Origin of the sequence: Brevibacillus sp. AG, from assembly GCF_028369215.1 — a bacterium.
Lineage (GTDB): Bacteria > Bacillota > Bacilli > Brevibacillales > Brevibacillaceae > Brevibacillus > Brevibacillus porteri.
Map to the genome: position 1 here is coordinate 12698 of NZ_JAQMYO010000001.1, position 12371 is coordinate 25068.

Sequence of the window (12371 nt, forward strand, 5' to 3'; positions counted from 1 at the left end):
CCATGGCACAAATGACAATGGTTCAAGCCATTACGGATGCAATGCGCGTAGAGTTGAAGCGCGATGAAACCGTTCTTGTCTTCGGTGAAGACGTAGGTAACAACGGCGGGGTGTTCCGTGCAACAGAAGGTCTGCAAGCTGAGTTCGGCGAGCAACGCGTTTTCGATACGCCACTCGCTGAGTCCGGAATCGGCGGTTTGGCTGTTGGTCTTTCCGTAAACGGCTTCCGTCCAGTAGCAGAAATTCAGTTCTTTGGTTTCGTATTTGAAACATTCGATGCTATTGCATCTCAAGCTACTCGTATGCGTTATCGTTCCGGCGGTCGCTTCACGAGCCCAGTTACATTCCGCTCCCCATTTGGTGGCGGTGTGAAAACGCCTGAGTTGCATGCTGACTCTTTGGAAGGCTTGATGATGCAAACTCCGGGTCTGAAAGTAGTTATCCCTTCCAACCCGTATGATGCAAAAGGACTGTTGATCTCCGCGATTCGCGACAACGATCCAGTTGTATTCCTCGAGCACATGAAGCTGTACCGTTCCTTCCGTCAAGAAGTTCCAGAAGGCGAGTACACGATTCCACTCGGCAAAGCAAACGTAGTAAAAGAAGGTAGCGATGTTACCATCATCACCTATGGTGCGATGGTGCATACCAGCCTGAAAGCAGCAGAAGAAATCGAGAAAGCGCGTGGAGCAAAAGTAGAAGTAATCGACCTGCGCACCATCAGCCCACTCGATATCGATACCATCGTGGATTCTGTGAAGAAAACAAACCGTGCGATCGTCGTTCAAGAAGCACAAAAAACGTCTGGTGTTGCGGCAGAAATCATCACGCAAATCAACGAGCGTGCGATCCTGCACCTCGAAGCACCAGTACTGCGTATTACAGCACCAGATACCGTTTACCCGTTTGCACAAGCAGAAGATGTATGGCTGCCTGACGTAAAACGCGTAGTAGATGGTCTGACTCAAGTCCTCGATTTTTAATTGAGAAACGGACATAATGGCGGAAAAGTTGAAAGCTTTCCGCCTTCTTTCTAGCGATATTAAGTAAAAATTTATGATAAATGCTTACAAGGAGGAGATACTGTGAGTCGTTTTACATTCAGACTCCCGGAGCTCGGCGAGGGTATCCATGAAGGCGAAATCGTCAAATGGCACGTACAGCCCGGAGATTCCGTAGAAGAAGACCAAGTCATCATGGAAGTACAAAATGACAAGGCGGTTGTAGAAGTACCGTCGCCTGTTAAAGGGAAAGTTATCGATCTGAAAGTAACTGAGGGTACGGTTTCTGTAGTCGGCGATCCACTGATCGAGTTTGACGTAGAAGGCGAAATTCCGAACCTGCCAGACCATGGTCATGGCGATTCCCACGCTGCTGAAGCGGCACCAGCGCCTCAAGCTGCAGACAAAATGGAGCCAGGTTGCGACATCGGTTCCCAAGTGAGTGCAAATGCGAACCAAGCTCTGGAAACGCCAATGGCACAAGCAACTGCAACAGCAGTAGCGGCACCAATTGACCGTAAGCATGTGTTGGCTACACCTTCCGTTCGCAAATACGCTCGCGAAAAAGGCGTTCAATTGGCTAATGTACCTGGTACAGGCAAATTGGGTCGCATCACACGCGATGACGTAGATCGCTTCGTATCTGGCGGAGCAGCAGCACCAACTGCACAAGCAGTGGCAGCTCCAGTAGCAACTGAGGCTCCTGCAGCAGCAGCTACAGGTGTAGCACAAGCAGCAGCGGCTCCAACTGTTCACCACACTCCTCAAGCAGGCGAACTGGAAGAGCGCGTTCCACTGAAAGGTATGCGTAAAGCAATCGCGAAAGCAATGGTGAAATCTGCTTACACAGCACCACACGTAACGATCTTTGACGAAGTGGATGTTACAGCGCTCGTCGCTATGCGTAAAGATGCGAAGCCACTTGCTGAAGAGCGTGGTGTGAAGCTGACTTACCTGCCTATGATCGTGAAAGCAGTTGTAGCTGGTCTGAAGAAATTCCCAGAACTCAACGCTTCTATTGACGATGAAAAACAAGAAATCATCTTTAAAAAGTACTACAACATCGGTATTGCTACCTCGACAGAAGACGGCTTGCTCGTTCCAGTTGTGAAATCCGCTGACAGCAAATCCATCTTCCAAATCGCAGGTGAAATCGGCGACCTGGCGAAGAAAGCACGCGACCGCAAAGCGACTGCAGATGAGTTGAAAGGTTCCACTTTCAGCATCACAAACATCGGTTCTGCTGGTGGTATGTTCTTCACGCCTATCATTAACCATCCAGAAGTAGCTATTCTGGGTGTTGGCCGCATCAGCGAAAAACCAGTTGTGAAAAACGGAGAAATCGTGGTTGGTCAAATGTTGCACCTGTCCTTGAGCTTTGACCACCGCTTGGTTGATGGCGAACCTGCACAGCGTTTCGTCAACTACGTGAAGCAGCTCCTCGAAAACCCAACGCTGCTCGTCATGGAGGGATAAGAGACAATGGTAGTAGGTGAATTTACTACAGAAGTAGACGTGCTTGTAATCGGTGCGGGTCCAGGTGGATATGTTGCGGCGATTCGTGCTGCTCAAATGGGCAAAACAGTAGCTGTCGTGGAAAAAGGTGAGCTGGGTGGCGTATGCCTGAACGTAGGTTGCATCCCTTCCAAAGCGATGATCCACGCTGCACACACATATGAGCACACACAACATACAGAATCCATGGGTATCACCATGGAAAATGTAAAAGTGGATTTTGCCAAAGTACAAGAGTGGAAAAGCGGCATCGTGAAGCAACTGACTGGTGGCGTAGGCTCCCTCTTCAAAGGCAACAAAATCCAGGTAATCCCTGGTGAAGCACTGTTCGTAAGTGAAAATGAAGTACGTGTATTCCACGGTTATGATGTCAACCGTTATCGCTTCCAGCATTGCATCATTGCAACTGGTTCGCGCCCAATCGAGTTGCCTGCATTCCCGTTTGGCAAACGCGTAATGTCTTCTACTGAAGCGCTGTCCTTGACTGAACTGCCGAAGAGCCTCGTGGTAATCGGTGGCGGATACATCGGTATCGAGCTTGGTACGGTGTTTGCGAAGTTTGGTACAAAAGTTACGATTTTGGAAGGTTCCGATCAAATCTTGCCAGGATTTGAGCCAGACATGCCACGTTTGGTGGAACGCAAGCTGAAAAAGCTCGACGTTACCATCCATACAAAAGCACTGGCACAAGGAATGGAAGAGACAGAAAACGGCGTGATCGTGACTGCAGAAGTAAAAGGCGAGCAACAAAAAATCGAGGCGGAATACGTACTCGTTACTGTTGGACGTCGTCCGAATACAGATGAACTCGGTATTCGCGATATCGGCATGAACGTGACTGACCGTGGTTTGATCGTTGTCGACAAGCAAGGTCGCACGAGCATTCCTAACGTTTACGCGATCGGGGATATCGTAGCAGGTCCTGCGTTGGCTCACAAAGCTTCCTACGAAGGCAAGGTTGCTGCTGAGGCAATTGCTGGCCATCCAGCTGAAGTAGACTACAAGGCGATTCCAGCGGTTGTATTCTGCGATCCAGAAATCGCAAGCGTAGGAATCAATGAGAAAGAAGCAAAAGAAAAAGGCATCGATTACGTTGTAGGTCGTTTCCCATTCGCAGCAAACGGTCGCGCTCTGTCTGTAAATGCAGGCGAAGGCTACGTGAAGCTGATTGCAGAAAAAGAAACGAATCTCGTATTGGGTGCGCAAATCGTTGGTCCAGAAGCATCCAACATCATCGCAGAGATCGGATTGGCGATCGAAATGGGCGCAACACTCGAAGATATCGAGCTGACCATCCACGCACATCCAACACTGGGTGAAGTAACAATGGAAGCTGCTGAATTGGCTCTGGGTCGTCCGATCCACGTCATGAAATAGGAAGTGGGAAAAGCCTTGTGCCGGAAATGGGTACAAGGCTTTTTCTTCCACATCTTACCCTTTCCACCTGTTCTTATATAATGTAAAATAGTGGGAGACAACGTTAGGTGGGGGTCTGCAGCATGGAAATTACGAGTCAGATGATTGATGACTTGCGACTAAAACTAGAGCGCGCAGCAAAAGATGCAGGTTACAATTTTCTTGACCCTGAAATCGTGAGAATCAGCCAACAATTAGATAAATTGATTGTCGCTCATATGCAACATGAAAAACGCCCTTCATGAGGGCGTTTTTGGTTGAGTGGGAACTTCCGAGATGGAATACAGCAAATGGGCATTCCAGCCTTTTTTCGTAAGCGTGGGTTCTTGGGCATAATAATAGCTCGGATAAAGAATGAGATGCTGCGCATCGTAGCTTGGACCATTACTCGGACAGGTTAGCTGATGAGTTTCTGTGTCATAGGTAATTGCGGGAGAAATGGATTGCAGATAGGTGGTAAGGGATTGGATTCCTTGTAAAGAGTAATAAATCCGTTCTGCTTCACGCACAAATTTTGGAGCAATCGCCTCCCAATTCGCCTCAAAAAATAACTGCCAATAAGATGAAACGAACAGGCTGAAACGGCCTTTCACATAGTCGGCATCCTCTTCTAAATCGAAGGCAACCACAGGAGTATCGTGATGCGATATCCACTCCTCCAAGATCGGTTTCATGCTACGCACAAAATGATCAGTGGGAAGTGTTACGAAGTACTCATACTGATCATCGACAGCCATCACACCTTTTGTATGTAGGGGGTCAAATGAGTCTGGGATCCCATATCGAAAGAGGGGGACAAAATAACCCCATTCTTTTAAAAGACGGGCTGACTCAAACTGCTCTACCTTTTCTTCGGTCCAATACGCAAATCGCTCGGGAGGTGTCTCTTGGGCGAGTGTATGCAAACTAGCAGCCATCTCGTATAGCGGGGAAACACTATAGCTGATCAAATTGGAAAGAGGGCTATGGTTGCCCGGAAGTGGAATGGTGATCATCTTCACTTAACCTCCATCAAGGATACTAAATTTATCATAGTGCATCCTTGTGGGACAATTCAATCTTTTTCGATGTAAAAAAAAGGAAGGGCAGTAGCACCCGACTGCAATGGAGCCGGGTGCCATTCTTTATCCTTCGCGTGTTTGAATGGAACGTGAATGATTTTGCTGCTTCACTTTTTTAGATCCGGGCTGGGGTTCGCCAGTCTGTTCCAGCGGCCGAGCTACATTATTGTAAGTTTGATGCGGATTTTCATCTAGAATATGGTCCTTTTCCATAAAATCAACTCCTTCTTTACCTAGTTTGGCGTAAACACATGATGACGAATCATAGGAAATGCTGGTATTCTATAATGAGGTTGTTCCAAACTCGTATGGTGAGGAAGCATGTCCACATTTAGAAGGAATTGATATGTTGTCAAAACTACAGAATGGCACGATACTGTTTATAGAACATAATATTTATTATGTAAACAATAAACGAGCTCTGCTGGTCTGGAAGGAGCGAGAACTATGCCGGTCTTAATCGCCCCCGTATTCAATTCAACAACAGCACAGCCCGTTCGGATCGATTTGCCTAATTCGTACACGCTCATATCAGGCGCAAAGAAGCCATATGAAATCGCGTCTCGTTTTTTGCGCAATGAAATGGACGAGAACAAGCGAACCTTTGATTTGCGTGTAGATCCCAACAGTTTATTTTTAGTTGGGGATCACCAAGAGATGAAAATAACGGATGATCGGGTATGGATTGAAGAAATCGAAAGTAAGCTGAATCTAGCGTCTACAACGGGGACTTGTTCGATTCCTTACATCATCACCGTCAATGGCAATATGTATGGCATTACGTATTTGAAGCGATCGCTTGATGGTGACAAGTACACATTTGATGATGAAACTGCGGGCATTTTTCATTCATTAGTCGAACAGAAGCTGCCATCCCTTGCTTTTCGTCGCTATTCGCTTTCACTGGAGAAGAAAAACTATGAGGATCAGCTGTTGGATCTGTGGATTGCATTGGAATCATTGTTTGTTCCCGATGGCAAAAAAGGCGAGATTACCTATAAATTGCGTGTCCGAATGGCGTACTATTTTGGAGAAACCGCCTTACAGCGTGAACGGATTGCACAGTTTGTAAAAAAATCGTACAATCATCGCTCAGAGATTGTGCATAGTGGCAAGTTGTTCGGTGACAAGCTGGCTACAGAAGTCAATATTCTGAGGGTGATGACACGAGCCGCGATTTTGAACATCGCCGGGGAACGTGTCAACCTCCAGGATATGCGTGTCCGGCTGGACGAATTGGTATTTACGGGCGAATCTTATGTGGCACGGTACGCTCCTGCATTTTTTGAAAGAATTTTGTTGTAAGCCTCATAGAGGAAACAGATCAGGAGGAAGAATAGAGCATGAGTGTTTTGATTGTAGAGAATTTGTCCCATGGTTTTGGAGACCGAGTGTTGTTTCGCGATGTGTCTTTCCGTTTGCAACCGAATGACCGTGTCGGACTCGTAGGCGCAAATGGTACAGGAAAATCAACGATGATGGGGATTTTGACAGGCCAAAACTTGCCTGATAATGGTCGTATTGAATGGATGCCCAAAATCGAATACGGATATTTGGATCAGCATACCAAGCTGCAAGCTGGTAAAACGATTCGTGACGTACTGAAGGACGCTTTCCTGCCGCTGTTGGAGCAAGAGGCTGAACTGATGACGATTGGTGAAAAAATGGCCGAGGCAACTCCTGAGGAACTGGAAGAATTGCTGGAGCGCATGGGCGAAATTCAAGACAAGCTGGAAACAAGCGGCTTTTATTTGATCGATGCGAAAGTAGATGAAATCGCCAACGCTTTGGGTTTGAGTGCAATCGGTTTGGAGCGCGATGTAGCATCGCTCTCTGGTGGTCAGCGTACCAAGGTTCTTTTGGCAAAATTGTTGCTGGAAAAACCAACTGTTCTTTTGCTGGATGAGCCGACGAACTACTTGGATGAAGAGCATATCGTGTGGCTGAAAAACTACTTGAAGGAATATCCTTATGCCTTCATGCTGATTTCCCATGACACGACCTTCATGAACGAAGTCGTGAATGTGATTTATCACTTGGAATTTACCAAGCTGAATCGTTACACAGGGAACTACGAATCCTTCCTGGCTCAGTCCGAGACGAAACGCAGCCAGCATTTTGATGCGTTCGAGAAGCAGCAGGAAGAAATCGCGAAAATGGAAGACTTTATTGCGCGCAATAAAGCTCGTGCTTCTACTACCGGTCGCGCGAAGAGCCGTCAAAAGCAACTTGATAAAATGGACAGAATCGACAAGCCGGAAACAGCTGCCAAACCTTCGTTTATCTTTAAGGAATCCAGAGCAAGTAGCCGTTTTGTCATCGAGGCTGAAAACTTGGAAATCGGGTATTCTCATCCTTTGCTGCCGAAGCTGAGTGTGAAGCTGGAGCGCGGTGAAAAAGTAGCAATTGTCGGCATGAACGGTGTCGGTAAGTCTACCCTGTTGAAAACGTTGCTGGGTGTGATTCCTCCGTTGGATGGAAAGCTGGAGAAAGGCGATTTCCTCCATCCTGCTTACTTCGAGCAAGAGGTAAAGGCGAAGCCAATTACCGCACTCGATGATGTATGGCATGATTTCCCTTCCATGAATAACCATGAGGTTCGCGGAGCGCTTGCACGTTGTGGCTTGAAAAACGAGCATATCAACCGGAATATGAATGCTTTGTCCGGGGGAGAGCAAGCAAAAGTTCGTCTCTGTAAATTACTGCAGCGCGAAAGCAACTGGCTGGTATTTGACGAGCCGACGAACCACTTGGATGTCGTCGCCAAGGAAGAACTCAAACGCTCCTTGAAGGAGTTCAAAGGGACCGTTCTTCTCGTATGTCACGAACCTGAATTTTATGAGGATTGGGTTACGCAGACGTGGGATGTTGAGAAATGGAGCTTGGAGCAGGCAAAAACACCGATTAAATTGTAAACGCAAAAACAGGCAGCCACCAATGGGTGAGACTGCCTGTTTTTTATGTGAGCGACGCATTTCGCATACGAATCATGGAAAAGTGCAGACTGCTTTGTAGCAATGAATCTCGAAGCGGCAACAGCGAAGGAGTGATTCTCAATTCAATATCCGCTTGGCTAAGGCAGTGCACGAGGTCTCCTAATGGTCTTACTTCTAGTGGCGTAACGGTTTCCTTTGACAAATAGTAGCCGGCGCCTTCGTCCCAGCAATCAAAAGATTCTGGTGAGAAGGTATATTCATATAGCTTTGTTTGTGTAAGCACGGAGTACCATTTACTTTCGATAGCCATAACCATGTTGGCGCTCGTCAAGCCAAGAAAGCGCTCAACGTCTGCTGACTCGGAATCTGCTTTTTTGTAAAAGCAAATCCTCGGGCAATCTCGCGGTAAAAAATACATCGGCGCTCGTGCTTCATCAATCGCCCATACAGCGGGAGCAAGTGTGGGGTGGGAGGGATGGGCGCGAGGCTGAAATATCGTAATAGTCGGATCTTCACTATAATGAAAAAGTCTTTGCATAAATCAGTGACCTCCTCTATCCCCTCAACACTTCCTTAAAAAACAGCCCATGCATTTGGCAAATAGCGGCCTCGATGATAAGGAGAAGATGTCTTCGTGATGGCTTCACCGTTGTGCAGCATCATGGAGCTGGAACCGCCATCCATGGCCATTGCCGTTACAACGCCACGCTCTGCCAATACTTCCGCCATGTCGTTCATGCTTGCGCCGATGGAATGGCCGGGCTGGCGTCCGTCAATGACAGCAAATACGATCGTCCCGTCTTCTTTTTGTCCAATCGCGGTACGCGGTTGAATGCCCCAGCTCTTGGCAGGCTTTCCTTCAAACATATTTTTTCCGTTTACGATCAACTGCGGACGGAAGCTCACAGCGTCACGTACGCCCATCTTTACGAGTTGTTCAGCCGAGTAGCTGCCTGTAATGAGTTTACCGTCATAGGTAAGCCCTAACGCGGTTTCTCCGCTTTTCGGATTGTAACCCTGCAAAATCTTCCCGTCGTGGATGACAACGCCGTAGGCACGCGCACCTTTGCCGTAGCCGTCTGGATCAGCGAATCCGCTCGCATTGACGATCCCGATGGCGCCTGTTTTCTTTACAAACTCATCGAGCAAATCTCCACGGTCCTTGCGATTCGTGACGACAAGCCGTACTCTGCTTGGGTCGCTAATGTACATGATTTTTCCTTTAAAGTAATAACTGCCTTTTGAGACGTCTATTTCCTCAATCTCGATTAGTTCCTTTGGTTTCTCCGGAAGTGTGACGGTTACCAGATTCGATTTCGGCGGAACAGGAGGTCCTGCCGTGCCTGTGCCTTCGGAATTGATAACGGTCGGATGTGTAATTTGCTGTTTTAGTTCTTTTAGTTTTTCATCAGGTAAAAACGTATAGGGGGCCCAGTAATCATGCTGTGTTGTCAGCAAAGTGCCTGCCGCCCACTCACGTAATTCTTCTCCGTTTTTCGTTCCAAATAAAAAAATAATTCCTAGTAGAGCTAAGGTTGTACAGGTTAAGGCCGTGCCGAGCATCCATTTCTTAACCCAACGCCATGGTCTCTTGCGCTTGGCTCGCTTGTGTGTGCGAGTGCGAGTGCGCGATAACGTCTCCATTCCATATTCACATCCATTTGACAAATTGTACGAGGGTTATCATTCCTATATGAAGAGACGTATGACCGGGAAAAAGGTTTCAGGAAAATAATATGTGATCACCCTGGTCAAAATAAAGGACAGGAGGTGATAGGTGTGCGTGACTATGATGAGGCGTTTCAAAAGGAAGTAGAGGAGTACATGGAAAGTCCAAAAGGGACACGTAACCAAACCACCAGCCGGGACCGTCAAGACCAGGGTGAGAAGCAGGAAACCCGTATCGATTCCAATAACGGGTAGATGGAAGGTCAGGCGAAGTCCATTTCGGATTTCGCCTGTTTTTCTCTATCTCTGACGGACCTTACCTCACGAGGACTGGCTTACCTCTGTTTTCTACCTGCAAAGTGTGGTAAGCTTACCCAATGCACGAATTTATGCCAGGAGGGTTTTTGTGAGCACCACGTTTGCAGATTTACAAATTAGCGCACCGCTGTTGACTATATTGCGAGAGCGAAAAATGGAAACACCGACACCTGTTCAGAGTGAAGCCATCCCGTTGATTATGGCTGGTCGAGATGCTTTGATTGAATCACCGACTGGGACAGGCAAGACGTTTGCTTATCTATTGCCGATTTTATCGAAAATCAATATGGAGCAAAAAGATGTACAGGCCATTGTACTCGCACCGACGCATGAGCTCGTTGTTCAGATTGCGCGGGAAGCAGAAAGTCTTCTGCCAGGGAAGGACACGGCCGTGATGTCCATTATTGGCGGAGTCGATGTGAAACGCCAAATCGAGAGACTGAAAAAGAAGCCTGTATTGATCGTAGCAACACCAGGTAGACTGCTGGAGCTGATTGATCAGCGTAAGCTAAAGGTCCATGAAGTGAAGACAGTTGTGGTCGACGAGGCTGACCGGATGCTGGATGCGGGCTTTGGCAAGCCAGTTCAAGAGGTCATGAAAAAAACACTGCGTGATACACAAAGATTGTTATTCTCAGCGACAATTGCAGAGGAAGTCGTACATACGGCTGAAATTTTCACAAAAGATGCTGCTGTTATCCGCGCAGCAGCACCAGAAGGCGCAGCAGGAGTAGCACACATGTATTTGGTCACCGACCCACGCAAAAAGGTGGACACGCTCCGTCGTTTGTTGCGCCTCGTCAATGTTCGTTCTTCGATTGTTTTTGTCAATCAAATCGAAAAAGTGGACGAGATTGTATCGAAGCTCAACTACCACCATTTGCCGTGCAGATTCCTGCATCGTGATGCTTCAAAAGAAGAGCGTGCCCGCACCCTGCAACAATTCCGAGATGGAGCATTCCCCGTGTTGATTACGACAGATGTATCGGCACGTGGCATTGATATTCCAGGTGTGGAATGTATTGTTCATTACGATCCTGCATCGGACGCTGACACGTACATTCATCGTAGTGGCCGAACTGGGCGAATGGGGCGTGCCGGACTGGTATTTTCGATCATTACGACACAGGAACGTTTTATCATCGAAAAATTTTCCAAGCAAACAGGCTTGCCTATTGCTGAAAAATTCATGACGCACGGAGCACTGGAAGATCCGCGTCCTGTACGAAAACCCGCGCCAGCACAAAAGTCAGGAGCTCCAGCCAAAAATACGAGCCCTGCAAAACGGAATCAAAATCGTGCACATAAGAAGGGCGGCTTTGGAACAAAGTAGGACAAGAAGTACACAACTTGTCTGCAGGAGGTTTCCATGCGCAAAGATCGCTTATATGAAGAGGATTTGCTGGTAAATGGCACGGTTGGTGGAGAAGTTTTGACGAAACACGAAAGACAAGTGCTGCGCCAGGAAGCAGGGGAACTGAAAGAAAAGATGGAACAGGCGAAACAAGAGCCGATTGCAGAATGAATGACGAAGAAGAGCAGGGAGAATCCGTGAAGTCTACGGATGCCCTGCTCTTTTTTCTTGGTAGTGGATCAAATAGAGGTCCAGGTCTGTTAGCCAATCATGTACGCTTTCATAAGGGGCGTCCATTTGTAACAAACGCCGTATCATCATGCGAATGGAAGGGGATATCGAGAGCTCCTCTTCCCAGCTTTTTTCAGGTGCGTCCGGTTCCGATTCATACCCGGAATAGAGCAAGAATAAAAAGAAATGCCCTAATGCATACAAATCACTGGAAGGAGCAACTTCTCGCTTCAATTGTTTTTCAGACGGATAGGCGGAAAGGGTATCAGCTGTGTAAGTCGGGCGATCACCAACAAACCGTGCGAGGCCAAAATCAATCAGGTACGGCTTGTCCTCTTTCCAGATGACGTTGGGGATGCGTACGTCGCGGTGAATCACATTTTGCTCATGGAGGTTAGCAACGAGTTCCCCGATTTGGCGGATCCATTCGGCGCATTTTTGCTCATCAGCCACGATGTTTTGATCAAACAACATGTCTTCGAGTGTCGGGCCCGCAATATAAGTCATAACCATAAACGAGTCTTGCCGATACGTGAAGGAATCCAGACAGCGAGGGATTTGCGGATGCGAGAGGGACATCAGCACCTTTTTTTCATATTCTTGCAAGGCTTCTCCTTTTGGAGTGTGCCGCAGGCTTGGTTTCACTTGTTTCAGCACAACCTGATTACCTGTAGGGGTGTGCGTGGCGAGATAAGCGATCCCGTAGCTTCCCATCCCTAACACTTTTGTTATTTCATACTGACCTGCTAGGTGGCCGGGCTGATACGGTTTATCGCGTATCGTTTCGTTCCACCATGACTTCATACGAATCCACATTGTGTGATTTTCCCCTCCTCCCTTCATCTTATCATGATTTGAAAAAGCTGACCTT

The 12371-nt window shown here is 47.6% G+C and carries 14 protein-coding genes; 9 read left to right on the forward strand and 5 right to left on the reverse strand.

Annotation, left to right across the window (positions count from 1 at the left end; all coding sequences use genetic code 11):
• Positions 1-2 precede the first annotated feature (2 nt).
• The 4 genes from POF51_RS00075 to POF51_RS00090 all read left to right on the forward strand — a co-directional run bounded on the left by POF51_RS00075 (position 3) and on the right by POF51_RS00090 (position 4177).
• Positions 3-983 (forward strand): alpha-ketoacid dehydrogenase subunit beta, encoded by a 981-nt coding sequence (locus POF51_RS00075; protein ID WP_047067643.1) that lies wholly within the window; start codon positions 3-5, stop codon positions 981-983.
• Positions 984-1085: 102 nt separating this feature from the next.
• Complete coding sequence (locus tag POF51_RS00080) at positions 1086-2477, forward strand: dihydrolipoamide acetyltransferase family protein (protein ID WP_069844733.1); 1392 nt, start codon at positions 1086-1088, stop codon at positions 2475-2477.
• A gap of 6 nt (positions 2478-2483) precedes the next feature.
• Complete coding sequence (gene lpdA / locus POF51_RS00085; protein WP_017249160.1) at positions 2484-3893, forward strand: dihydrolipoyl dehydrogenase; 1410 nt, start codon at positions 2484-2486, stop codon at positions 3891-3893.
• A gap of 122 nt (positions 3894-4015) precedes the next feature.
• Positions 4016-4177 carry an aspartyl-phosphate phosphatase Spo0E family protein gene (locus POF51_RS00090; protein ID WP_017249159.1) on the forward strand — a complete coding sequence of 54 codons (162 nt, stop codon included), beginning with the start codon at positions 4016-4018 and terminating at the stop codon, positions 4175-4177.
• Here POF51_RS00090 and POF51_RS00095 read toward each other — a convergent pair.
• Together POF51_RS00095 and POF51_RS00100 are read right to left on the reverse strand one after the other, a co-directional pair.
• Positions 4172-4927, reverse strand: a complete 756-nt coding sequence (locus POF51_RS00095; protein WP_069844734.1) for a hypothetical protein — start codon at positions 4925-4927, stop codon at positions 4172-4174. The two genes, POF51_RS00090 and POF51_RS00095, sit on opposite strands and share 6 nt — an antisense overlap.
• A 129-nt stretch (positions 4928-5056) precedes the next feature.
• Positions 5057-5206 (reverse strand): hypothetical protein, encoded by a 150-nt coding sequence (locus POF51_RS00100; protein WP_015891582.1) that lies wholly within the window; start codon positions 5204-5206, stop codon positions 5057-5059.
• A gap of 234 nt (positions 5207-5440) precedes the next feature.
• On the opposite strand from POF51_RS00100, the gene POF51_RS00105 reads away from it, so the two are divergent.
• Together POF51_RS00105 and POF51_RS00110 are read left to right on the forward strand one after the other, a co-directional pair.
• The gene (locus POF51_RS00105) at positions 5441-6298 is read left to right on the forward strand and encodes a HEPN domain-containing protein (protein ID WP_271753075.1); all 858 of its coding nucleotides are present in this window, start codon (positions 5441-5443) and stop codon (positions 6296-6298) included.
• A 38-nt stretch (positions 6299-6336) separates the two neighbouring features.
• Positions 6337-7908: an ABC-F family ATP-binding cassette domain-containing protein gene (locus POF51_RS00110; RefSeq protein ID WP_271753077.1), complete on the forward strand. Its 1572-nt coding sequence runs from the start codon at positions 6337-6339 to the stop codon at positions 7906-7908.
• 43 nt (positions 7909-7951) lie between these two features.
• On the opposite strand, the gene POF51_RS00115 is transcribed toward POF51_RS00110, so the two are convergent.
• Together POF51_RS00115 and POF51_RS00120 are read right to left on the reverse strand one after the other, a co-directional pair.
• The gene (locus POF51_RS00115) at positions 7952-8467 is read right to left on the reverse strand and encodes a DUF6886 family protein (RefSeq protein ID WP_271753079.1); all 516 of its coding nucleotides are present in this window, start codon (positions 8465-8467) and stop codon (positions 7952-7954) included.
• Positions 8468-8502: 35 nt separating this feature from the next.
• Positions 8503-9573: a phosphodiester glycosidase family protein gene (locus tag POF51_RS00120; RefSeq protein WP_069844737.1), complete on the reverse strand. Its 1071-nt coding sequence runs from the start codon at positions 9571-9573 to the stop codon at positions 8503-8505.
• Between the two features lie 135 nt (positions 9574-9708).
• Between POF51_RS00120 and POF51_RS00125 the strand changes: the two genes are divergently transcribed.
• The 3 genes from POF51_RS00125 (at position 9709) to POF51_RS00135 (ending at position 11440) form a co-directional block, all read left to right on the forward strand.
• Positions 9709-9852: a hypothetical protein gene (locus POF51_RS00125; protein WP_007718864.1), complete on the forward strand. Its 144-nt coding sequence runs from the start codon at positions 9709-9711 to the stop codon at positions 9850-9852.
• Positions 9853-10003: 151 nt separating this feature from the next.
• Complete coding sequence (locus POF51_RS00130) at positions 10004-11248, forward strand: DEAD/DEAH box helicase (RefSeq protein WP_069844738.1); 1245 nt, start codon at positions 10004-10006, stop codon at positions 11246-11248.
• Between the two features lie 36 nt (positions 11249-11284).
• Positions 11285-11440, forward strand: coding sequence for a hypothetical protein (locus POF51_RS00135; protein WP_007718860.1), 156 nt, complete (start codon positions 11285-11287; stop codon positions 11438-11440).
• A 33-nt stretch (positions 11441-11473) separates the two neighbouring features.
• Here the strand turns inward: POF51_RS00135 and POF51_RS00140 are convergent, their stop codons facing one another.
• Entirely contained in the window at positions 11474-12316 is an 843-nt protein-coding gene (locus POF51_RS00140; protein ID WP_069844739.1) for a serine/threonine protein kinase, read from the reverse strand.
• Between the last annotated feature and the right edge of the window lie 55 nt (positions 12317-12371).